Genomic DNA, 24,667 nt, shown 5'->3' with positions numbered 1-24,667 from the left:
GACTGACTTGTAAAGTTATTATGCAACACCAGTTCCGGGTCAATCGTAATCAACCCAACTGGAGTCCTTTCTCACCACAACTCGGAAGATACTTGCCGGCGCAAGTGATCTAGCCTTCTATTTGCACAATACGATCTACAGGCCGCTGGCGGCAGACTTCGCAGAGGGGCCAGCAGTTCCGCCAGCCAACTGTCACGACCTACTTCTCCCGCCGCCAATTCACCGAGCCCTTGGTCTCCACCGTGCTGGATTCGGCTTCGATATCGAAGCCGCGGCTGAGCAGGTATTTCAGCGTCAGGACCGAGCCGCCGCCGATCATCGAGACGCCGTAACCGACATAGAGTTTGGGCGAGAGATACTTGCCAAAGCCCACCACCGAGCCCAGCGTGCTGGATTGGCTGACGCCGGCTTCGTCCAGGCCGAGCTTGGCGCCGATCTGCGAGGCGATCAGGCTGCTGCCAGCCGACAATGCCGCCGAGGCGGCGCTGACCTGCTGGGTTTCGTCGCTGCTGGCCGTGGACAGGCCGCGGCCGAGGACCAGGTACGACAGCGCTTCGGATTGCGACATTGCCGGCTCGGACCACACATCGGCGCGCGGCGATTCGGCGCGGCCGCTGACGTCGATACCGGCGGTGACATCGCCGATCTTGCGCTCGGCGCGCAGGCTCACGCGTGGGTCGGAGACGATGTTGTTGTTCCAGGTCAGCTGGCCGCGGCTGATGGTCAGATCCTGGCCATAGGCCTTGTAGCGGCCGCGCACATCCAGCCCGCCGCTGGCGGTCATCTCGCGGCCCGGACGCGCGCGAATCTGCATCTGCCCGCTCAGTCCGCCCTTGAGGCCGAAACCGGTCATGTTGACCTTGTCGCCGAGCACGATCGCCAGGTCCATATCCAATGGCGAGGCTGGCGTTTGTTCTGGATCTACCGGATCCAGCACCACCACGTCTTCGGACACCGAGGTGCCGCGGTCCAGGCGTTCCAGGTCGATGTCGGCCTCGGGCACGGTGACCTTGCCGCGCAGATGCATGGTGTTATCGGTAATGCCGAACTGCATGTCCGGGTTGGCGATGATGCGCAACTCGCTGGTGTTGTACGCCAGCACGTTATTGCCGCGGATATTCAGCAGCAGCGGCGTGCTGGTGCCGAACCACGACAACCCGCCATCGACGGTGAGCGTGCCTTCGCCGGATTTGGCCGAGGCGGTGATCTTGGCCGAGCCATCCGGCAATGCGTCGAAGCGGCCCTTGCCTTCGCTCAGGGTCAAACCCATCGACGGGTATTCGGCGGTGAAATCGCTCAAGGTGGCATCGCCGCCGAGCAGCGGTTTGTCGCGGGTGCCGCGCAGGCTCACGTGGCCTTCGACCAGCCCCTTCGGCCGCACCACATCGGCAATGACCAGCTCCAGCCAGTACAGCCGCGACATATTGAGATACAGCTCGCCGTTGAGCGGTGCGTACGCATCCCAGCCGGTGTTGAACTTGGCATCGACAAAGCCGGCGCCCTGGAAGCCGATACCGAGCTTGCCCTGGATCTGCTGCTGGGTGAAATCGGCCTGCATGCTGAACTGGTCGTAGCGCAACAGTTCGCCGCGATTGGGGTTACCGGCCACGGCGGCGTAACGGGTTTCGCCCAGACGAATACCGCCTTCGGGCGATGCGATGCGCAGGCTGCCTTCCCACGCGTTGCCGCGCGGCTTGAAGCTGCCGTCCAGCGACAGTTCGCCACGCAGATAGATCTGCCGGCCTTCCTGCTTCGGCAGCCATGGCTGCACCAGCGACAGCGGCAGTGCATCGCCATGCACCACCATGCCTTCGCGCGGCCAGTTGGCGCTGGCGCAGAGCGCGCCGCCGGTGGCTGCGCCCAGGCAGGTATCGGACAAGGTGAAGGCCGCACCGTCGGTACTGAACTGCGCCGGCTGACGCAGTGCCCAGGCATCGCCCTTGGAAGGTGCAATCCGCAAGGTGGCGACCTGGCCCTGCCAGCGCTCGCCGTTGCGCCGTACATCGCCCTGCAGGGCAACGCTGGCCATGCTGTTGGCGATGTCGGCATCCAGCCGCAAGGCTTCCACTGCGCCGCGCGCCTGTACGCGCACGCTGTCCAGCACCGCACCGGCTTCGATGGCGGTGCCTTGCAACGCCAGTTGCCCATCGCTGCCGCGCCACGGCAGCCGGCCACGCAGGCTGATGCTCTGCGCGCTATAGGTGTTCCAGCGCAGGCCATTGCCGGTGATGTCGGCGGTGATGTCGGGTGCGTCGCGCTTGCCGCTGACCTGCAGCTGCCCACGTACTACGCCGGTGGCGCCAGGCAGCACATCGTCCAGTTGCAACGGCTGCAGCTGCGCGGCGATATCGAGCTGGTCGCCGACCTTGCCCTTGGCGTTGATGCGGCTATTGCCCAGCGCCAGTTGCAAATCGCCTTCGCCCTGTTCGCCGCGCAATGCGAATTTGCCATTGGCCGACAGCGCGCGTTGACGCAGCTGCCCGGTCAAACTGGGAATCTCCGCAGTGGCTTCAAAGCCCGGCGAGACGCCGCCCGCCGGTGCCGGCAACTGGCGACCCTTGGACGCGATCTTGCCGGACAGGTTGCCATTCCAGCCCGGCGCGAAATAACCCGGGTCGAACTTGGCCAGTTGTGCGCTGACATCCCATTGCAGCTCCGGCGCCCAAGCCACTTCGCCGGTGAGATCCAGCAAGCCGCCGGGCGTTTTCGCCTGCACCTGCTTGAGCTGCGCACGTTGGTCATTGCCGCGGCTGTCGAAGACCAGCTCGGCCTGCTGACCATCGCGCTCGACCGTGGCGCGGCCGATCGCGGCCCACGCCTTCAAGGTGCCGGCCACGCCCAGGCGTGCGTCCTGCAACTCCACCGGCACCAGCGGCGCCTCGGGTGTTGCCGGGTCCGCCGCTGGCGTGAAACGCAGGCCGCTGGCGTTGACCGCAAACCGGAAACTCGGATTTTGGATATCGCGGAAATCGGCGGTGCCGCGCAATTGCGTGCGGCCTTCGAAGGTGTCGATCACCAACGGTTCGACGGTGAGTACCTGTTCGGCCAGGCCGATATGCGAAGGCTGCAGCGTGGCGCTCAACTCACCTTGCTTGATGCGGCCGTGCAGATCGGCGTTGCCGCCCTTGCCGGAGGCTTGCAGGTTCAGTGCGATCGGCGTGCCGGGCGGATTGGCCTGCCCCTCAGCGGCCGGAATCAGCAGCGAGGGATCCAGCGCGTCGGTGACCGCCTTGAACGCCCAGGTCGGGTCGTCGCGGCCGGTAAACACCAGACTGGCCTGCAGCGGTGCCGGCGCGCGGCCGGCGATGGCCACTTCCATCTTGTCCAGGTCGCCGCGTGCCACCAGCCCCAGGCTGGCCGGGGTACGCCCGCGCGCGGCCGGTAACACTGCCGTGGCGGTGAGGTCGGCGCGATACGCGTCGTTGGGCACGTAATCGCCATGCAGGCGGAAATCGCCCATGTCGGTGTCGATCACCAGATCGCGCGTGCGCAGTTCGCCGGTGGCCACTTCCAGCCCGCCCTGCATCTTGTGCAGCACGATCATCGGCTGCTGCAGCTGGGTGATGCGCAGGTTCTGCACATCGATATTGTCGGCCTGGATCGCCAGCGGCACGTCGATCTGCGGCAGCGACTCGGGCCAGCTGGGGAGTTTGAACGGCTCGTCGCTCTTGCCCAGATTCAAGGTGGCGTTGCTGACCTGCACCGCGTCCAGCTGCAGCTTGCGCCCCAAGAGCGGGCGCAGATCCGGCTCCAGATACACGCGCTCGGCGGTGAAGTGGATGTCCTGATACCTGAAGTCGACATTGCGCAAGGTCAGCGGGCCGGCGACCGGGCCCTCGACTTTGCCGTAGGTAAAGGTGGCACCCACCGGCAGGCGCGCAACCACCTGCGCCAGCAACACGTCGCGCCCGGCCACGGTCTGCAATAACCAATAGAGCGCGATCAAGGCCAGCAGCACCAGCCCGAGCACGGTCAGGCCCGAGCCTACCCAGAACCGGCGGCGGCGATAGAAGCGCGCGCGGGGTGGTGCGGCGGGCGGCGGCGTGGGTGTGCTCACAGATTGGCCCCGATATCGATGTAGAGCTGAAACTGCGAGTCGGGGTCATTCAAGCCATGCGCGATGTCCACGCGCACCGGGCCCACTGGCGAGCGCCAACGCAGGCCGAAGCCGATACCGGTGTGCCAGTCCGGCCGGTCATCGAACGCGCTACCGCTGTCGACGAACACCGCGCCGCCCCACGGGCCACCCTTGAGGTAATGCTCGTATTCCGCACTGGCGGTGACCACGTTCTTGGCACCCAGTGCGAATTCGTCGGGCTTGGGCGTGCGCGGGCCGACCTCGCGAAACGCATAACCGCGAATACTGTTTGCGCCACCGGCGAAGAAGCGCAGGCTCGGCGGCATCGCCACCAGGTCGCTGGTCCAGGTGGTGCCACCTTCGCCGCGCAGGATGATCCGGCTGTTGTCGCCAGCGCCCAGAAACCAGCGCAGTTGGCCATACAACTGGCCGAAGTTGGTATCGGAGCCGGCACCCTCGGCGCCGCCGCGGATGAACATCTGGCCGGACACGCCGCTGCGCGGAAACAGCCGGTCGTCGACGTTGATGTAGTTGGCCTGCAGCTGCGGGTAGATCAGCGTGGAGGTTTCGTACACCGCGCCGTCGAAATCGTCGCCGCTGCTGAAGCGCCAACGCTCGCGCAGGGCGTTGATCGAGGCGATCGCACTCCAGCGCTCATTGATCTGGCCGCTGCGGCTGCCGGTGAGTTTGACGTTGCGCAGATCGATGTAGTCGGTCTGCTCGTCGTACAGCCGCGCCGAGGCGGTATACCAGCCATCCAGCCAACGGAACGCCGGCACGCGGTAGCTGGTGGTCAGGCTCTTGCGGTTCTGTGCGTAGTCCAGCTGCGTGTCCATCTTGTGGCCGCGCGAGTTCACATAGCGCCGCTCCACGCCACCGCGCACACCGGCGCCGCTCTCGCTGCCGTAACTCAGGCCGGCGGTGTAGACGGTGCGCTTGGCGCGGGTAAGTTTGACGTCCACCGGCACGCGGCCATCGGCGTCGGCTTCTTCTGGCTTGGGCTGGATGTCGATGGTGCTGAAGTAATCCAGCTTGGTCAGCGACTCACGCAGCCGATCCAGCTTGCCTTCGTGGTAGTAGCTGCCCTCGTCCCAGTACACCAGCGGGTCGAACAGGCCATCGCGGAAGTAGTCGTAGTCAAAGCGCACCTTGCCCATGTCGTAACGGCGGCCGCTATCCCAGTTCAGATCGATATCGGCCGCATGCTCGGCACGCGTGATCGCAACGCGGCGCTGGGTGATGTCGGCATCGAAGTAGCCACGCTCGGCCAGGCGTCGGGTAATGCGCACCTTGCTGGCTTCGTATTGCGGATGGCTGAAGACCTGGCCCTCGCGCGGCTCGAACTGCTTGAGGTCCTGGCCCAGGTAGCGGTCCTGCTCGGCCCAGCCGGTGATCGAGATATGCGAGGTGCGCACCCGCACCGGCTCGCCACGGTCCACCGTGATCACCACGGTCACCCTGTCGCCCGCACGTGGCGCAGCCAGCGCGATGGTCGGCGAGTAATAGCCAAACGGCTCCAGCGCCTCACGCGTCTGCCGCTCGGCTTGTGCCAGCAGATACTCCAGACGCGACTCGCCCTGTTCCTTGCCGACGGCCTCATAGAGAGACAAAGAGACCTGAATGTTCTCGATCATCTCGGCGTCGTCGCCGTCGTCTAACCCCTTGATTTCGATCCTGTCGATGGTTGCCCGAGCAACCGCTTGCAGCGGAACGAACAGGGTGCACAGCAGGGAAAGAGCAAACGCGACTTTAAGCATCGTCAAAGGATACCCAGCCTCGGCGTGAAGGGACAAAAAAACTTAAGAAGCGTGATTACACGAGTGGCACCACTTCGTTTGAGTCAAGATGGATTTAACGGTTATTTCACACCCTGCGCCCGTTCTATCTCGTCGGATTTGACGGCATTTGGTCAGCACAGTTGCTCCGCTTGAGCTCGCTGTGCTATAGGTAGTGAGCCACACGTAAATGCACGTTCCGCCTTCTGCACTTAAACACCATGCTCAATTCAATACCAAAATTATTGTGGTTATGTAATGACGGTAAAAGTACCTGAAACGCCAGCTGCTTAGGTCGTTTTCGCCTCTTTTGGCCAAGCTTGCTGAGAATGCGGATGCAATGAAAGTATGCAAAGACAGGCATGTATGGATACATACAAAAAAGCGGTACTGATCAACTCTCTCGATGGGGATTTCCATGCAGCCGTCCTTGGGCAAGCACTATCTAAGCGCGGCAGTCGCGTCATTCGGTGGAATGCCGAGGACTATCCCACCAGATCTTCGGTGAGCATCAGGTATGCAGAAAGGCATGCAGATGTACGAGTCAGTACAGGGGAGCATGATTTCAATGAACATGACATCGGTGTCGTCTGGAACAGGCGTCGGCGTGTGCCGGAAGTACCGAAGCTCATCGACGTCAGGGATCGACAGTTCGCTCAGATGGAGCTGGACGCGGCGTTCCATGCGCACAAGTCGCTCTTTAGAAAGGCGTTTTGGATCAATAAGGGCGTTAGCGCAGACGCCTGTGAACTAAAAATTCATCAGCTCTTGGAGGCGCAGGCTGCCGGGCTTCTCATTCCGCGAACATTGATTAGCAACAACCCCAGGGAAATAAGAACCTTCATCGAAAATGCTGGGGAGCATATCTACAAGCCACTAACAGGCTATGTATGGGAAGAGGATGGTTCAATAATCCAGACTTTTACAGCAAAAGTGACGGCAGAGCTACTGCCCGAGCATAATCTGCTAGCGTCAACTCCAGGGATTTTTCAAGCCAAGATTCCAAAGAAGTATGAGGCCCGTATACAGTTCTTTGGTCGTTTTTACGGTGGGGTGAAGATTGAGTCCCACACGCTGGACGGTGGAGACCTCGACTGGAGAATAGGACAAGGCGGCATCAAGGCGTGTGCGCCGGCAGTTCTCCCCGAAGAAATTTACCACAAATGTCTCAACCTCATGGAGCGGCTCGACATTGTCAGTGGCGGATTTGATTTCATCATTGATGAGAATGATCAATGGATCTTCCTAGAGGTCAATGAGGCCGGACAGTTCATGTTTATTGAGACATGGTGCCAGAGTATCCCGCTCACTGAGGCGTTCTGCCAGTTCATTGAGCGCGCAGATCCACAATTCGAGTATGAGCCAGTTTCCCAACCGCTTACTCTGAGAGAAGCCTACGAAGATGCTAAACGTTCGGGATTGGAAACTGAGTTGGTTTTTCCCTGAGTATTGATGCATTAGCGCATCAATGTGGTTCGCTATTCGCATGGATGGTCCATGCGATGCCGCGCAGCATTACCTGCGCACTTACTGGAGTCGATGAAATGAGCAATGCTGATGTCACGAAAAACCGTAAGAATGCTACTGAACCGGGACGCGTGCTTGCACGGGTCCTTTCGCGTGATGAAGTAGGCCAGGTTGCAGGCGGCGCCACGAACCCGACGCCGACCAATACATGGAAGGACAAGAGTACCTGTACGCCGAAGACTGATCCCGGCTCCGCCTGAGGCAGCGCAACAATCGGTAGTTGGGCGATCTTGATTCGACTACTGGTGGGCGCGTCCAGCGGCTCCAGAGTTGGGCGCGCCTTAGTTGCGCATAAATCGTCATTGTTTACGAGCCCACGTCTCGCAGATAGAGCAACGGGGTTTTAGGATCAATTCCGACCCGTCTCTAATGTGTGGCGATAGGTCATCGGCACATCGCAACCTGCTTACCTGCCCAGGTATTACGGCGCAGCCCCGCGCCCCCTGACCGTCTCTTTGAACGAGGTCGTCTGGATCTACCTGACGGGCCGCTCAGCCAGCGTGACTGCTGTATTTGAGGATCTGGATCTATGAAGAGAACTCCTTGGACTTTTCTAGCATTAGCAACTATTTCGTGCATGGCATGTGCAGCAGATACAGCAGATACAGCAGATACAGCAGATACAGCAGATAAGAGTATCTATATCGAATTTCTCTGGGACGCCCAGCCGCCTCGTTCAATCGCACGCCAGCAGACTATCCAATTCCTGACCGATGGTAAGCACGATCATCAGGTATGCGTCGCAACCGATCTTGCCGATACAGACGTGCGTGGCTTGGTGTTGACGGTGCTCGACGCAGTCGGACAGCAAGTATCGAGCCACACCTATCCCGATTACCGGGGCGTCAAGCATTGCTATAGCGCCGATCTAGGCAAGGACGGCACGCTTGGCCTCTGGACGTTCCGAGCGGAAACAGGCGATGGGCGCGCTGGGGAAAGCACGATACAGGTCAATGCCAGGCTCGAGGACTCACCACTTTCCAAGGATCCTGGAACACCTTATGTCGTGGGGCGCCCTAACTATGATGCTTCGATTCCACCACGGGAATGGCTTGGCAGGCTTGAGTGGGACATGAAAGTCAACGCGCAAGGCAAGGTGACCGAAGTCTCTGTCGTGACAGCAGAGGGGGTTGGCTTGAAACTCCGCGACCGCGCCATCGCCGCAGGCTACCTTTCCCTTTTCTTCCCGGACAAGCAGCGAGAGAGCAAGCCACTGGTCTGGAGACGCGAGCTTTCATTTGCACCTGACTAGGGCTTGGTGGGCTGGTTCCGCTCGCCCTGCGTGCTTGCCAACTTCCAGCCACGCTGCGGGTCAGTCGTTCCGGATCCGCCCCGGTAAGCGGCAGGTTTTTTATGAGAAATTATTTTCGGCAGCACTGGGGAAGCCGTCAGATACGTGACGGTACCGCCGGGATCTCCCCTTACCCCAGTTTTTCCAGCTCGGCGGATTGAACGACGTTCCCGATTAGGCCGCGATTCTAACTCTCGTCGTTTGGTGGAGCCCACGGGCTTGCCGTGCAGATTTTGGAGATGGTCAACGTCAATCTGGTGCGAAAAAAGCCAAGCCTTCGGTCTGGCACAATCGTCGTCGCGACCTTCGTCACAGCACCCAGCTAACTCAAAAGTGCAGACCCCAATCGACCCCGAGACGTATAATAATAAACAAGAGCAATCGATGGTATTTCGACACAAAGGCGTGCATTGGCATGGATGAAATCGCGGCTGTTTCAGCCAGCGGGATCTACCGCAGCCATGTCGCCGATGTCAAGGTGACCCAGGAAAACACTAGGAACTCCAGACCTGGAAGATCGCAACAGATGCGTGGGTGGTCGGGAAGATGGCGCAGGTGCTGGCACTGTTTGTGCTGTCGTTACTCAAGCCAGCTACATGCATCCTGTGGGCAGTACTGATTGAAACTTCTAAGGTGCTGCTGGCTATTCAGATCTTCCTTAGTGAAATATTTAGTGCGAGGAATGTAAGTGGAGCTTTTCCGCAATGAGGTGTTCGCGGCGAAAAAAGTAGACCGGCTCGGCGGCATCAGCATCACCCCGCCCCGCTTGGGTTGGGTTTTCTTTTTTAGCGCGGCCCTGATCTTGTTGGTCATGACGGGACTTGCACTATTTGGGCGCTACAGCAGGACTGAAAAAATCGTTGGACGCCTGATTCCATTGGCTGGCCAGGCGAATGTGGTGGCGCCACAGCCATCCGGTGCGACCGTGGCCGAAGTCTTAGTGTCGGAGGGAGATCAGGTGACTCTTGGGCAACCCCTTGTCAGAGTATCCAGCCAGCGTTCCAGCGCGGCGTCCAGTGATACTGGAAAACTGATCTCCGGGCAAATTGCCAGCAAGCGCCAACAGCTCAAGGCGTCGGTCGAATCTCAGCAGCGCCTATCTTTACTGAAGGAACACGATCTGCGTGATCGGATCGACCTGCTACGTGCGCGCATTGCAACGTTGACGCTGCAGATCAAGAATCAAGATATCCGCTACAAGGCGGCTAACGCGCTCTACGAAACTTGGCGCACCAAGGCAAGCGGATTGGTCAGCGGCTACCAGCTGGCGCAACAATATGACACGGCACTACAGCAGAAATCCCTTGCGCAGGATGTGCGAAACCAGCGGCTTCAGGCGATGCTTGAGTTAAACCAATCGGAGGCTGAGCTGGCTCAGCTTCCCCTCATCACCGATGAGCGTATTGTCGCGCTAAATGTACAGATTGCGGATGTGGAAAACGAAAAAGCAGAGAACGAACAACGCCGGAACCAGGTGATTCGTGCTTCGATGGACGGCATTGTCGCAGCTGTCCTCGCACATCCTGGCATGGTGGTAGATGAGGCGTCACAGCTCATGGTGATCCTTCCCAGGAATTCGAAGCTCGTGGCCGAACTATGGGTGCCCAGCTCGGCGGTCGGTCTGTTACAGGTCGGCAAGCCCGTGGATATCAGCTACGATGCATTTCCTGCCGCTAGATACGGCAGACAGCGCGGTAAGATTATCTCTATCTCGACGAACGCTGTTTCAGCGTTGGAGATCGGTAGGATCCTCGGCAGCGCCCAATCCAGCTCGGGCTATCGTGTGATAGTCGCGATTGACGATGCATCGTCATCGTCCTTCTTTCGGCGGTTTGCAGCAAAGCCTGGAATGACCTTGACGGCCAAGGTCGATGTGGAGACCAGAAGCCTGATTGATTGGATGCTCCGTCCGTCCGCTTTGCCATCCCTGGGCTCAGATGAAAAGGCTACCCCATGACAATGGCTGATGGCAGCCCGACTCTTTTGTGGTCGCAAAAAAAGCGTGTCGATCCAATCATGCAATCGGAGGCGGCAGAGTGCGCGCTGGCGTGCCTAGCAATGCTGGCTCAGTTCTACGGCAATCACTGCGGGCTTCCTGCCCTCAGGCGTCGCTACAGCTCCACGCTGAAGGGTATGTCGCTTAACCAGGTTATCGAGGTTGCAGATGACATGGGCTTCGGTTGCAGGGCGTTGCGCGCAGAACTGGATTATCTGAGGGAAGTGCAAGCGCCCGTTATTTTGCATTGGAACATGAATCACTTCGTGGTACTGGCTGGTACCAAGGGCAGCAAACTGGTAATCATTGACCCGGCCCAAGGGCGGCGCCTGATGCCTATGGGTGAGGTCAGCAAATACTTCACCGGAGTGCTGCTGGAATTAGAGCCCAGCGCGTCATTCAGGCGGGCAAGCAAGTCACCTAGCGTGCCACTGTCTGCATTGACCGGGCGGATCAGCGGATTGAAAAGGGTGCTGATCCAGATCTTCGCCCTCGCGTTGGCGATCGAGGCGCTAGGTCTATCTATACCGCTCCAAGCCCAGTGGGCAGTTGACCAGATCTCAGAGTCTAACGGCAAGGTCATACTCACAGTTGCAGCAATCTTTTCGCTGGTGATCATCATCCAGGCGGGTCTGAATTTAGCGAGGGCTTGGTTGATTAGCTGGCTGGGGGCCAACATCAGCACGCAGTGGGTCATCAATATCTTCAGCCATCTCATGCGCCTACCCCTGGACTTCTTCGAGAAGCGCCACCTGGGAGACATCATGTCCCGATTCGGATCCATTCACTGGATCCAGGCGATCTTGACGGGTAGCTTCGTCACCGCACTGCTAGATGGCCTGACAGGCAGCCTAGCTTTGGTATTGCTATTTATCTACAGCACAGGTATGGCGACCGTCGTGGTGGTCGTGGCCACCCTCTATGCCTTGGGTCGCTTCCTCATGTTCGGGGCACTCTGGCGTGCAAGTGAACAGAGCATGGTGTTAGATGCACGACAGCAATCGGAGTTGATGGAGTCGGTACGGGGTATTCAGGCAATTAAGCTGGCAAACCGCCAGCTCGAACGCCGCGCCCGCTTGGCAAATGCTACGCTGGAGGCCGCCAAGCGTGGCGTTACCGCGGAGCGGATCAAGCTGGGCTTTGGAGCCGCCAGCCAGGGCATCTTCGGGCTGCAGCGAGTTTTCTTGCTTTCAGCAGGCGCGTACCTCATCTCGGGCAACGCGATGACCGCCGGCATGATGGTTGCCGCACTGTCTTATGCGGACCAGTTTTCTACTCGCGTGGGCTCCCTCATTGATAACGCGGTCGAACTGAAGATGCTTGGACTTCACCTCAATCGTCTTGCCGATATCACTACTGCGGACGAAGAGCCTGCCCGCGGGCGCCTGGAACGCGCCCTCCGGTCCGCGCCGGAGGTGCAGATGAAGGGGCTGGGATATCGCTATTCCGAATGGGAACCGTGGATCTTCAGGAACTTGAGCTTTACCATAGCACCCGGCCAGTCTGTTGCCTTGGTCGGTCCAAGCGGATGTGGCAAGACCACGCTTGCCAAAATCGTCCTTGGCCTACTTGCGCCGCAGGAAGGAGAAGTGACAGTAACCGACCAGCCCAGACCTGTGTGCCGCAGCGCCATCCCCGCTCAGGGAATGGCGGCAGTGATGCAAGATGATTGCTTATTCTCTGGGACAATCGCCGACAACGTGGCGTTCTTCGACAGCTCGGCGGAGCTGTCCGAAATCGAAGCGGCAGCGCGTACTGCTGGTATCCACGATGAAATATTGAAGATGCCGATGGGCTACGAAACCCTGGTCGGCGATATGGGCTCGACGTTGTCCGGTGGACAGAAGCAAAGGATCCTACTGGCGAGGGCACTATACAGGCAGCCTAAGATCCTCGTGCTCGATGAAGCGACCAGCCATCTGGATAGCGACAACGAAAAGGTGGTTAACGACGCAGTTATGGATCTAGAGATTACTAGGATCATCATCGCTCATCGCAAAGAGACCATTGCGATGGCGGACCGCGTATTCGATCTTTCCACGCAAACTTGGATCCGATGAGCGATCAGTGACTGCGTGGACGACGACGTCCCCCCAATTTTGAGTAGCACCTCAGTTTGGAGTCCAATTCCCTACCCCAAGGAGATTGGACGTGAAGAAGCGTTTTTCCGAAGAACAGATCATCGGCTTCCTGCGCGAAGCCGAAAGCGGCGTCGCCATCAAGGACCTGTGCCGGCGGCATGGCTTCAGCGAGGCCTCGTACTACCTGTGGCGCAGCAAGTTCGGCGGGATGAGCGTGCCCGATGCCAAGCGGCTCAAGGAGCTTGAGTCCGAGAACGCGCGGCTAAAGAAGTTGCTGGCCGAGCAGTTGAGAACGACCTGATCAAGGATGCGTTGCGAAAAAAGTGGTGAGCGCACCGGCGCGTCGTGCGCTGGTGCGCGAGTGGATCGGGCGTGGTGCTAGCGAGCGTCGTGCCTTGGCGGCGATTGGCATGAGCGCCAGCGCGCTGCGCTATTGCCCACGCCAAGACCGCAATGGCGAACTGCGCGAGCGCATTCTTGCGTTGGCGCATCGCCATCGCCGCTACGGCGTGGGGATGATCTATCTCAAGCTGCGACAGGAAGGACGCCTGGTGAACTACAAGCGCGTGGAGCGGTTGTATCGCGAGCAGCAGCTACAAGTGCGGCACCGCAAGCGCAAGAAGGTACCGGTTGGCGAGCGTCAGCCGCTGCTGCGGCCAGCGCAGGCCAACCAGGTCTGGTCGATGGACTTCGTGTTCGACCGCTCCGCCAACGGCCGAGTGATCAAGTGTCTGGTGATCGTGGACGACGCAACGCACGAGGCGGTCGCCATCGAGGTGGAACGCGCGATCTCCGGGCACGGCGTTGCGCGCGTGCTGGATCGGTTGGCACACAGTCGCGGCCTGCCGCAGGTGATCCGCACCGACAACGGCAAGGAGTTTTGCGGCAAAGCGATGGTTGCCTGGGCGCATGACCGGGGTGTGCAGCTACGGCTCATCCAGCCGGGCAAACCAAACCAGAACGCCTACGTCGAATCGTTCAACGGCCGGCTGCGCGACGAATGCCTCAACGAACACTGGTTCCCAACGCTGCTGCACGCGCGCACCGAGATCGAACGCTGGCGACGCGAATACAACGAGGAGCGACCCAAGAAAGCAATTGGCGGCATGACGCCGTCCGCTTATGCCCAACATCTGGCAAACACCGATATCATCAACCCCGGACTCTAAACGCGGCCGCTACTCAGGGCGGGGGGACGTCGACGACAGACTCATAGCTTGCGCTCGGTTGAAAAGCCCAACGTGCCGATCACCGACTGCATCTACAGTAGTACCAGCATCCAGGGCCGCTGATACGGCAACTCAGAGCTGCAGTCGGTCACTGCCAAATACTGGCGTTATGGCGTAGTTTAATTGCAGCCCCCAGCAGCGCCTGCAATGCAGACGCTGCCACGCCCAGGTCGCGCCGCGCCAACGCGGCCTGGGCGGCCTGCCAGTGCAGCGCGCCCGCCGACCTGGACATCAGCTGGACAGATGCTCGATGGCGGCGACGCTGCCGAGGCGGTCGCCGAGCTTCTTCAGCAGTGCGAGCCGGTTGGCGCGCAGCTGCGGGTCGTCGGCGTTGACCATCACGCCGTCGAAGAACGCATCCACCTGCGGACGCAGGCGTGCCAGGCGTGCGAGCACGGCGACATAGTCGTGACGATGCAAGGCATCGCCGGTGTCGCCGATGGCCGCTTCCACCGCTTCGGCGAGCGCTTGTTCGGCCGGTTCGCGCAGCAGGCTGGTGTCGATGTCGCCGGGGATCTCGCCCTCGACCTTGCGCAGGATATTGCGGATGCGCTTGTTCGCCGCGGCCAACGCGTCGGCTTCGGGCAACGTGGCGAAGATGCCGATGGCATCGATGCGGCGGTCGAAGTCGTAGAGCGATCCGTGGGTCGCGCCCGGGTGCGCTCCTACGCTGGTCGGTGTCGGCACGGCTTCGGACGTGACGGAGAACAATGCGGCGACCGCGTTGAAATGCGTTGCAGGTACGCCCTTGTCGGCGTAATAGCCGCGTAGGCGGTCGAGGATGAAGTCGAAGATTTCTTGGGCAAGCTGCGCGTACTGCGTGGTGTCGATATCGGAAATCGTTTCTTCGCTGGTTAGCTTGGCTTTTCTGACAAGGCGATCCCACGGCAGCAACTTGACCGCAGCCACCAGCGTCGCCTTCAAATCCAGATCAAACCCACTCTCAATCACCGTCCGCGCCAACCCCAACGCATTGCGCCGCAGCGCGAACGGGTCCTTGTTGCCGGTCGGCTTCAAACCGGCCGCAAAGCCACCGGCCAAGGTATCCAGACGCTCGGCAATCGCCAGCACCTTGCCCAGCGGCGACAGCGCGATGTCGTCGCCGGCAAAACGCGGTTGGTAGGCCTCGTCGATGGCCAGCGAAATCTCGCTCGGTTCGCCGGCGGCCTTGGCGTAATGGCGGCCGGCAATGCCCTGCAGCTCCGGGAATTCGTTGACCATGCGCGATTGCAGATCGTTCTTGGCCAATTCCGCAGCACGCCGTGCCTGCACCGGGTCGGCACCGACCTGCGGTGCAATCGCCTCGGCCAGCGCCGCCACGCGCGCGACCTTGTCGGCCACGCTGCCCAGCTTGGCCTGATACGTGACGCTGGACAGGCCTTCGCCCATCGCCTGCAGGCCCTGCTTGAGGTCTTCGTCGAAGAAGAACTTGGCGTCGGCAAAGCGCGGACGGATCACGCGCTCGTAGCCCTTGGCCACTTCGGCCACGTCCTTGGATTGGATGTTGGCGATGCCGATGAACTGCTCGGTCAAGGTGCCGCCGTCGTCCAGCACCGGGAAGAATTTCTGGTTGATCTCCATGGTTTCGATCAGCGCTTCCTGCGGCACCGCCAGGAAATCGCGTTCGAAACTGCACAGCACCGCCGCCGGCCATTCGACCAGGTTGACCACCTGCTCCAGGTTGTCGTCGCTGATGCGTGCGCTGCCGCCGGCCTGCCTGGCGGCCGCCTGCACTTCGTCGACGATGCGGGCACGGCGCGCGTCCGGATCCACCAGCACGTGCGCCGCGCGCAGCGCATCGACGTAGTCGCCGGGTGCCGCCAGCGACACTGCGCCCTCATGCATGAAGCGGTGCCCGCGCGTGATGCGGTCGCCGCGTACGCCCAGCAACTCGGCCGGAATCACCTCGCTGCCGAACAACAGCACCAACCATTGCACCGGCCGTGCGAAGGCGTACTCGTGCGCGCCCCAGCGCATCGGCTTGGGGATGGGCATCGCGGCGATGGCCTCGCGCAAGATCTCCGACAACAAGTCGGCCGTGCGCGCGCCCGGCGTCACTGCGCGATGCACGAAACGCTCGCCCTTGGCGTCGCTGGTGCGTTCCAGCGCGGTCCAGTCGATACCGGCCTTGGCGGCGAAACCGGCCAATGCCTTGGTCGGTTGGCCTTCGGCGTCGAGGGCGATGTTGAGATACGGCCCCAGCACTTCCGAGCGCTGCTCCGGCTGCTCGGTGGCCACGCCCGGCAGCAGCACCGCCAGACGGCGCGGGGTGGACAGCGGCTTGGCATCGCCGCGGGTGACGGCAACGCCGCGCTTTTCCAGGCCGCTCAGCACGCCATCGAAAAAGGCCTGCGCCAGACCCGGCAGCGCCTTGACCGGCAGCTCTTCGGTGCCCAGTTCGATCAGCAGGGGAAGTTGTTCGCTCATATGACATGGACCTTTGCGTAGTCCCTTCTCCCTGCGGGAGAAGGTGCCCCGAAGGGGCGGATGAGGGGACGGGCGAAGCTCTGTGGAAGGTTGGGTGCATGAGGGCTGCGCCTCGTCCCCTCACCCCAACCCCTCTCCCGAGGGGAGAGGGGCTCGCTAGTCCCTTCTCCCTGCGGGACATTGTCCCCCTTCATGGGGGAGAAGGTGCCCCGCAGAGGCGGATGAGGGGACGGGCGAAGCCCTGTGGAGGTTGGGTGCATGAGGGCTACGCCCCGACCCTCACCCCACCCCCTCTCCCGGTGGGAGAGGGGCTCTCGGTTATTTCTTCACACCAGGAAATCCCAGCTTCTCGCGTTGGGCGTAGTACGCCTGCGCCACGCCCTGGGCCAGCGCGCGCACGCGCAGGATGTAGCGCTGGCGTTCGGTCACGCTGATCGCGCGGCGTGCATCCAGCAGGTTGAAGGCGTGGCTGGCCTTGGTGACCTGCTCGTACGCCGGCAGCGGCAGGCCGACCTCGACCAGATGCCTGGCTTCGGCTTCGCAGGCGTCGAAGCGGTGGAACAGCTCGGCCACATTGGCGTGTTCGAAGTTGTAGGTGCTCTGCTCCACTTCGTTCTGGTGATACACATCGCCGTACGTCACTGCGGCGCCGTCCGGACCGTAGGTCCACACCAACTCGTAGACGTTGTCGCAGCTCTGCAGGTACATGCACAGGCGTTCCAGGCCGTAGGTGATCTCACCGAGCACCGGCTTGCACTCCAGTCCGCCGGCCTGCTGGAAGTAGGTGAACTGGGTGACCTCCATGCCGTTGAGCCAGACTTCCCAGCCCAGGCCCCAGGCGCCGAGCGTGGGCGATTCCCAGTTGTCTTCGACAAAGCGCAGGTCGTGCACCAGCGGGTCGATGCCCAGCGCCTTGAGCGAGCCCAGGTACAGGTCCTGGATGTTGTCCGGGTTGGGCTTCATCGCCACCTGGTACTGGTAATAGCGCTGCAGCCGATTGGGGTTTTCGCCGTAGCGGCCGTCGGTGGGGCGGCGCGAAGGTTGCACGTAGGCGGCATTCCACGGCTCCGGGCCCAGCGCGCGCAGGAAGGTGGCCGGATGGAACGTGCCCGCACCCACTTCCAGGTCCAGCGGCTGGATCAGTACGCAGCCCTGATCGGCCCAGTACTGGTTGAGGGTCTGGATCAGGCCCTGGAACGTGATTGGAACGCGGCTGGAATCAGACATGCAGCAAGGGCCGTGCGGAAGGGGTGCGCTAGTATACCGGCCGACCCGCGGCGCTTTGCCGCGGAGCACCGCTGCAGGGGAAGACACGCATGGAACAGCGGCGCACCGCCGATCCGGATAACGCCGTGGCACTGCTGCCGCGCGGCCGGCTGATGTTCGACCCGGTGGCTGCCGCCCTGCTGGCCGACGGCATGGTGGTCCCGCACGAACACGAGCGTGTGCAGTTCTCCGCCAGCGGCGCGCGCAGTGCCAGCGATGTACATCCGCTGGTGCTGCTGGCCAATCTGAAATTGCACGCTGCACAACCGCCGGCCGGCGAGCTCGGGCTGGAGCGGCTGACCGAATGGCTGGCCACCCGCACCGGGCTGCGCTATCTGCGCATCGACCCCACCCGCATCGATGTCGCCGCCGTCACCGGCGTGGTCTCGCACGCCTATGCGCGCCGCCATCGCATCCTGCCGTTGGCGCTGGATGCAGAGCGCGTGCTGATCGCCACCAGCGAGCCGTTGGCGCTGGACTGGCTGGCCGACGTGCAGCACCTGAGCCGGCGCCGCATCGAGCTGGCGCTGATCAACCCGCTGGACCTGCATCGCTACACGATGGAGTTCTTCGGCGTCACCCAGTCGGTGCGCGGCGCACGCAGCGATGCACGCAGCAGCGAATCCAATGTCGGCCTGCCCAGCTTCGAACAACTGGTGGAACTGGGCCGCGCCGGCGACGTCAATGCCGACGACCACCACATCGTACATATCGTCGACTGGCTGCTGCAGTACGCCTACGAGCAGCGGGCAAGCGACATCCATCTGGAGCCACGTCGCGAGGCTGGGCGCATGCGCTTTCGCATCGACGGGGTGCTGCACAAGGTGCTGGAAGTGCCGCCGTCGGTGATGACCGCGGTGGTCAGCCGCATCAAGGTGCTCGGGCGCATGGATCTGGCCGAACGCCGCCGGCCACAGGACGGCCGCATCAAGACCCGCTCGCCAGGCGGGCGCGAGGTGGAAATGCGCCTGTCGACGATGCCCACTGCCTTCGGCGAGAAGTGCGTGATGCGTATCTTCGACCCGGATTCGGCCTTCAAGAGCATCGAGCAACTGGGTTTCAGCCCCGAAGAGGCCGCCGGCTGGAGCGCGCTGGTCGAGCGTCCGCACGGCATCGTACTGGTCACCGGCCCCACCGGCTCGGGCAAGACCACCACGCTGTATTCCACGCTCAAACGCCTGGCCACGCCGGACGTGAACGTGTGCAGCGTGGAAGACCCGATCGAAATGATCGCGCCGGAATTCAACCAGATGCAGGTGCAGCAGAACATCGATCTGGACTTCGCCAGCGGCGTGCGCACGCTGCTGCGGCAGGACCCGGACATCATCATGATCGGTGAAATCCGCGACCTGGAAACCGCACAGATGGCGGTGCAGGCCTCGCTCACCGGGCATCTGGTGCTGTCCACGCTGCACACCAACGACGCCGCCTCGGCGATCACCCGCCTGCTGGATCTGGGCGTGCCGCATTACCTGGTGGCGTCCACGCTCAACGGCGTGCTGGCGCAGCGGCTGGTGCGCACGCTGTGCGTGCACTGCAAGCGCCCGCATACGCTCAGCGACACCGACTGGGCGGCCATCCGCGAGCCCGGCGAAGCGCTGCCGGCACCGCTCAACGTGCACGCGCCGGTCGGCTGCCTGGAATGCCGCCGCACCGGCTACCTGGGCCGGGTGGGCCTGTACGAACTGCTGCCGGTTACCCCACGCCTGCGCACCCTCATCCGCCCGGACACCGAACTGGCGAGCTTCAGCCAGGCCGCCCGCGGCGAGGGCCTGCGCACGCTGCGCCGGACCGGCCTGGAAAAGGTCGCCGCCGGGCTGACCACCATCGAAGAAGTACTCTCGGTGCTGCCGCCGCGGGAGTAGACGCGTCCTTCGTCCTGACGACCACGCCGCTTGCGCGTGCATGCTCCGTCGGGGACCTTCGACGCCGCGAGGCGTCGAGGGCCGGCAGGGACCGGTTGAAGACGTCTCTGCTGACAGCAGGACCGATGCCTGCCGATCGCTCGTGTTCGCTCAGGCGCACGGTGGCTTGCCATGCACGCAGCAACACCTCCGGTTTGCACGCCGTTCTCGCACACGTCGCGGTCGATCGCCATGACGGCGATCGACGCATTCGCCCGCTCCTGCGAGCCGCACGCGCTGGATTCCCGCACCAGTGGACTCGGCGCTCATGCCTTTCTTTAGGGTGGAGATGTCGTTTGGCTCACAGCTGGCCCCTCTTGAGAGCCGCAGTTTCGCGACCTCTTGCGCGTTGATTGGTCCTCATGCGCGGCCTCCAAGCCGCTCGATGTGGGCGGGCTTGCTCACCTTGGCCGTCATCTCGTGCATCGCCTTTCTGTGCCCTGCGATCTCCTGCGTCAGTTTTGCCTGCCTGACCGGATCGGGCTGAGGTTTTTGCCGCTCACTGTCGAGTCGTGTCTGCGCCAACTGCATCCGCTTGTACGACAGATGCGTTTGCGCCTTGGCGTCGAAGCTCTGCGCAGTGTGAAACTGCACTTCAAACGCGTAGCCCTCGGCATCGGTGAAGCTGGCATTGATGCCCCGGTAGGTGCCGTCTCCTGAGGTAAAGTAATTCTGCAGCTTCACGCACCTCATCCCTTGCCGACGCATTGCGTCCTGGGCCGCCTGCACCTTCGCCACGAAACCCTCGGACGGCAACTCAAGCGCATAGCGCAGCGCATCGCCCACGCTCTGCGTAGCCTGTTCGGCTGGCATGCCGGCGCGTAGATGGCGCCGGATCTTGTCCTTGATCGAGGCGACCGATTTCTGGAACGGAGCCTGTTGCACCTGCTCGATCCGGCCCTGCCTGGCGTTGTAGCGCACGTTGCCCCATAGCCGCGCGCCTAAACCTTCGGCCAGCGTGTTGAGCACCGGCGTCAGCGACGCTTGCTTGCCTGTGGCGGTGTTGAACACGCTGTGTGCCGGCGATGCGTTCGCATTGACGGGGGTCTGTTCGGAGGCAAGCGCCGGCAGTGTGCTTGCCAGCGCCGGCACGGTCTCTTCCTGCCAGTCGTCGATCTGCTCGCATCCTGGCGGCGAGGCCACGCGCTTGAATGCCTCCAGCGCAGGCGCCTGCAGCGTGCGTTGCTCGGCCCGCGAAGCGCCGCCAAGCGCCAGCGCATGGGTGCGCTTGTACAGATCGTGGAAACGCTCCTTGAGCGCGAAGGTCTCCGGGGTATGGAACTGGATCTCCCACAGCGCACCGTCAGGGCTGCGCAGCGTGACATTGATGGCCTTGAACGAGGGCGGGTAGACGGTGAATTGATTGGTCAGCTTGACCCGTGCATGGCCCTGATCGTCCAGTGCGGCCAGCATGGCGCGCAGACCGGCGGTAAAGTCCTGCGGTTCCAGCACCACGCTGTAGCGCAGCGCGTCGTTGACGCCGGCTGCCGCCTCTTCCAGCGTCTGCTTCTTCAACGCCACCCGCTGCCTGAGCTTTTCCTGCAACGAGCCGTAGGACTTCAGTTGATGCTGTGTGCCGGCCAATTGCCCACCATGGGGGGCGGCAATACGCTTCAGCATGTCGGTGACCTGCGGCTCCATCTGGCGGGCACGCATCAGCAAGGCCTGTGCCTGGACCGCAATGTCCTGCGGCTGCACGGCGCGCAGCCGCTCGGCCGGCGGCTGCGGCCGGGCGATCCAGCCGGCCTGCTGGAGCGCCTCAAGCGCGTCTTCCATGACGCCAGCGGCCATCGACGGCATGCGCTGCAGCAGCAGCTTGGTCTGTTCGGGATCGAAGCGCCCGTCCTGCATGGCCCGGGCGGTTGCCCTGCTGTAGGGCACGCTGCGGACCCGCTCGGCGAAGCTCCGCTCGGCCCGTTCGCAGGCCTCCACGATCTTGGCGAACAGCGCCGTGCCGGTGTCGGACTTCAGCGCATCGGTGCCGACCTTGATCGCGATGGTGAACAGGTTGCGCATGGTCAGTTCCGGCTGGCCGGGGATGAGCCCGGGTTGCCCGTCCGGGAACTGCGCATGCGACAGCCGGCACACCGGGTAGTTATCCAGGATGGCGTGGATGCGTGCGTCGACTCCGGACGCAGCCTCGTAGGCCTTGGCCAGGCCGGGAAACGCCTCAGCCAGGGCATCGGGCAACGCCGGCGCGGCGCTGTCGGCGGCCGGGTTTGTCTCAAGCGCAAGCAGCTGCGCGTGCAGCAACGCGGCCGCCTGGCGCGCCTCGGGCAGGTGGGCGCGTTCGATCGCCTCGCGCGCCTGCACGCGCAGCGTGGCCAGCACCTGGGGATCGCGGACCTGCTCTTCGAGCAGCTCGCGCAAACCGTTGCGCAACGCGCGCTCGATGCCATCGTAGGTGCCGAACATCATGTCGCGCGCCATCGCTTCGCGCAGTTCGTTCGGCTGCCCCAGGAAGCGCGCCGCCAGCGTGGCGGCCGCCGAGGTGATGCGCTGACCGCGCTTGAGGGCCATGATCTCGGCCAGCCGCCCGGGCTGGTAGTGACCGGTAACCGGGTCGATGGCCGGCGTGGCCGTCTTCGGCGGCTTGAAGGACTTTTGCCGACCGAGCCTGGCCTTGCGATCCATCACCCGCGAAATCAGCGCGGCCAGCTTGGGATAGCCTGCGTAGACGAAGGCGTCGTCGCCGTCGGTGTCCATGTCGCGTTTGCGCAACTCGTCGATCGGCAGTGCGCCCAGGCGCCCAGGCTCCACGATGTCCTTGAGCCGCAGGCTGCCGGTGCTGAGGATGTCGCGCGGCAAGGCACCGCGGTCGCGGCCGCTCGTCCAGGACGACAGTGTCTTCAGATCTTCCTTGGAGCAGGCCAGGTCGGTGTCACTGAACGCGGCCGGCCACTGCTGCTCGGGCACCACCACCAGCATGCCCTTGCTGTGCAGCATCTGCGGATCGACGCCGGAGCGATCATCGAAACCGGTGTAGCTGTACTGGATGCCGAAGCACTGGGAGAGGAACGCGGCGGTGGCGTCGCCCGTGGCCACGGTGGCGATGCGCTGCTCCGGTACCGGCAGCAGATTCTCCTTGTCGTAGGGGGGCTTGCCGAGCAACAACGGGCCGCCCGCGACGTCGAAGGCCTGGCTGCGCTGCTGCGGCAGATGCACCTTGTCGTCGGCCGAAGGCACCGCCCGCACCCGCTGACCCTGGTAGCCGCCGCCGATGAGTGGCCTGTACACCCACAGCGGGTCATCGCCTGTCGGCTCCAGTGTCTGCAGCCGGTCCTGCATCGCCGCGTGCGCCTCTTCCAGCGCCGCCGCATCGCGGGGGTAATGCTGCAACGCCTGCGCTGGCATCAGCGAAGGCCCCTTGTCCTTGGCCACCAGATCGCGCTGCTCCTCGGTGGCCTGGTTCGCCTGCACCGCGTGCCAGGCATCGTAATGCTTGCGGAAGGCCGGAATGGACAAGGCCACTCCCAGTTTCAGGAAGCCGCAGCCATCGTTGGGGCACAGCGCCAGGGCAGTGCCATCCACGGCCAACGGCTTGAACGGATGCGCAGGGCCCTCGACGTCATCGAACACGCCCAGGCGCAGGGTGCCCTCCACGACATGGTCGCTGGGCACCATCTCCAGCAGCGAGCGCTGCATGCGCGACCAGTCCTCGCGTTGCGGAGCGAGCTTGGCCGCCAGGTGCATCAGGCTGCTGCCCGGGGCGGCGTCGGCATAGCGGAACGCCGGCAACAGCGACGCCGACTCCTTCCTGTGAGACACCACCAGGCTGCGGCTGCCGGATTTGCTGCGCGCCGCGCGGCTGCCGCCCAACATGTCGAAGCGCCAGGGCTCGCCGTTGTAGTTGAACGTCCGCGCGAGCATGAAGGTCGATAGCTCACCAGGCAATTGCACCTCCACCAGCGGCAGCCCGGTCAGGCGCGCAAACAGCGAGTACGGCTTGTCCGATTCGGAACGGTTGGTCGACAGCTCCTTGCCCACCAGATCGACCACCACATGGGTCGTGCTGCCGCGGCCGGGCGCCGGCGCCACCGGCCGGCCGGGAACCGAGGACATGCTCACGCGTCCACTGTCCAGATCGAAGCGGGTCGGTGGATGGGCCTGGGTAATCGCCGGCGCGTCCTTGGCCATGCGCAGGTCCAGGGCGTCGAACACCTGGTCGCCGGCCTCGATCTGCGCGATCAGGTTCCAGCTCATCTCGCCCAGGTCCGCCTCGATCGCCTGGCGCGTGCGCGCCAGCGTCAGGTCCACCCACGTCACCAGTTCGTCGCGGCGCTGGCGCAGTTGCTTGCGCGGGCCGTCAAGATGGCGCGCTTTCCATTGCCGGCTCACCACCGCGTAGGCCTTGAGCACCTGGTAGAAGGTCAGCGCCGGGCAGCGCGTGGCGTGCTGTTCGATGTCTGCCGACGCGCCTGCGCCGTCGTCGCGCAGGTACAGGTCGATCTTGCGCGCGACGATGGGCTGCAACGTGTCGAACACGCGCAATGCCTGGACGCGGTGGCGGGGGCTCAGCTCCGGACTGCGGATCAGCGGCAACAGTCCCATGCAGAGGCTGCCGATGCCCTCAAGGCTGGTCTGGCGTAATTCATCGTCCCCGATCAGGGCCCACACCCGCTCCAGCGCGGGCTGTCCCAGCGGACGCATATGGCGCTGAAGCCGCGCCGATGCAAGGGCCTTGAAGAGCACACCGATATCGGCGGCCGAAGCGGAGGCAAAATGCTCGCGGTGCACATCCAGGTGCCCGGCCATCGCCTGCAGCTTGGCGACAGCCAAGCTCCGGAACTGCTCATCGTCCTCTTCGTCCAGATGCAACGGCCGGGACATCGCGTTGGCCATCAGCGCGATCCCACGCATCTGGAACTGCCGCCAGGGCAGCTCGGTCGAGCCTGCACGCTCGGCGAGCAGCACGAATGCCGACTGGCACACCGGCCTGGCGAGACATTTGCTCAGCGCGTTGAGCGCGACGGCCACGCCTTGCGGGTCCAGGGCTTTGCGCGAATCGGGCTCGTTGGCCAGCTTCGCAGCCAAGACGTCGATGGCTGTCTCGCAGGCGGGCGTGCCGGGCCATTTGCTCAGGGCATTGAGCG

12 protein-coding genes and 1 pseudogene are annotated in these 24,667 nt (G+C 62.9%); 7 read left to right on the top strand and 6 right to left on the bottom strand.

Annotated features, from left to right (window positions below; genetic code table 11):
- Window positions 1–199: 199 nt before the first annotated feature.
- Complete coding sequence (locus XpruCFBP8353_RS20870; protein ID WP_101364939.1) at window positions 200–4,057, bottom strand: translocation/assembly module TamB domain-containing protein; 3,858 nt, start codon at window positions 4,055–4,057, stop codon at window positions 200–202.
- Window positions 4,054–5,835, bottom strand: a complete 1,782-nt coding sequence (locus XpruCFBP8353_RS20865; protein WP_101364938.1) for an autotransporter assembly complex protein TamA — start codon at window positions 5,833–5,835, stop codon at window positions 4,054–4,056. The genes XpruCFBP8353_RS20870 and XpruCFBP8353_RS20865 overlap by 4 nt, the downstream gene beginning before the upstream one ends.
- Window positions 5,836–6,219: 384 nt before the next feature.
- Between XpruCFBP8353_RS20865 and XpruCFBP8353_RS24400 the strand changes: the two genes are divergently transcribed.
- The 6 genes and pseudogenes from XpruCFBP8353_RS24400 (at window position 6,220) to XpruCFBP8353_RS20840 (ending at window position 13,917) form a co-directional block, all read left to right on the top strand.
- Entirely contained in the window at window positions 6,220–7,299 is a 1,080-nt protein-coding gene (locus XpruCFBP8353_RS24400) for an MvdC/MvdD family ATP grasp protein (protein ID WP_228729120.1), read from the top strand.
- A gap of 98 nt (window positions 7,300–7,397) precedes the next feature.
- Entirely contained in the window at window positions 7,398–7,580 is a 183-nt protein-coding gene (locus XpruCFBP8353_RS23560) for a hypothetical protein (RefSeq protein WP_127172435.1), read from the top strand.
- 377 nt (window positions 7,581–7,957) lie between these two features.
- Entirely contained in the window at window positions 7,958–8,632 is a 675-nt protein-coding gene (locus tag XpruCFBP8353_RS24395; protein WP_311061691.1) for a hypothetical protein, read from the top strand.
- A gap of 727 nt (window positions 8,633–9,359) precedes the next feature.
- The gene (locus XpruCFBP8353_RS20850; protein WP_101364937.1) at window positions 9,360–10,628 is read left to right on the top strand and encodes an HlyD family secretion protein; all 1,269 of its coding nucleotides are present in this window, start codon (window positions 9,360–9,362) and stop codon (window positions 10,626–10,628) included.
- Entirely contained in the window at window positions 10,625–12,727 is a 2,103-nt protein-coding gene (locus XpruCFBP8353_RS20845; protein WP_101364936.1) for a peptidase domain-containing ABC transporter, read from the top strand. Before XpruCFBP8353_RS20850 ends, XpruCFBP8353_RS20845 begins: the two co-directional genes overlap by 4 nt.
- Before the next feature lie 91 nt (window positions 12,728–12,818).
- A pseudogene (locus XpruCFBP8353_RS20840) lies at window positions 12,819–13,917 on the top strand (IS3 family transposase).
- A gap of 148 nt (window positions 13,918–14,065) precedes the next feature.
- Here XpruCFBP8353_RS20840 and XpruCFBP8353_RS23870 read toward each other — a convergent pair.
- From XpruCFBP8353_RS23870 to glyQ, 3 genes are all read right to left on the bottom strand, one after another.
- A complete protein-coding gene (locus tag XpruCFBP8353_RS23870; protein WP_162301139.1) occupies window positions 14,066–14,209 on the bottom strand; it encodes a hypothetical protein in 144 nt (47 codons plus the stop codon).
- The gene (gene glyS, locus XpruCFBP8353_RS20835) at window positions 14,209–16,404 is read right to left on the bottom strand and encodes a glycine--tRNA ligase subunit beta (RefSeq protein ID WP_101364935.1); all 2,196 of its coding nucleotides are present in this window, start codon (window positions 16,402–16,404) and stop codon (window positions 14,209–14,211) included. The genes XpruCFBP8353_RS23870 and glyS overlap by 1 nt, the downstream gene beginning before the upstream one ends.
- Window positions 16,405–16,722: 318 nt before the next feature.
- Window positions 16,723–17,631 carry a glycine--tRNA ligase subunit alpha gene (gene glyQ / locus XpruCFBP8353_RS20825; RefSeq protein ID WP_101364934.1) on the bottom strand — a complete coding sequence of 303 codons (909 nt, stop codon included), beginning with the start codon at window positions 17,629–17,631 and terminating at the stop codon, window positions 16,723–16,725.
- An 89-nt stretch (window positions 17,632–17,720) separates the two neighbouring features.
- On the opposite strand from glyQ, the gene XpruCFBP8353_RS20820 reads away from it, so the two are divergent.
- Window positions 17,721–19,535, top strand: coding sequence for a GspE/PulE family protein (locus XpruCFBP8353_RS20820; protein ID WP_101364933.1), 1,815 nt, complete (start codon window positions 17,721–17,723; stop codon window positions 19,533–19,535).
- Window positions 19,536–19,934: 399 nt separating this feature from the next.
- Here the strand turns inward: XpruCFBP8353_RS20820 and xopAD are convergent.
- Window positions 19,935–24,667, bottom strand: a 4,733-nt coding sequence (xopAD, locus tag XpruCFBP8353_RS20815) for a XopAD/skwp family type III secretion system effector (RefSeq protein ID WP_282956978.1), incomplete at its 5' end; no start/stop codon positions are given.

Origin of the sequence: Xanthomonas prunicola (assembly GCF_002846205.1) — a bacterium.
GTDB classification, from domain to species: Bacteria; Pseudomonadota; Gammaproteobacteria; order Xanthomonadales; family Xanthomonadaceae; genus Xanthomonas; species Xanthomonas prunicola.
Note: the sequence above shows the minus strand (reverse complement) of the source record. Positions and strands in the feature narration are given on the sequence as shown.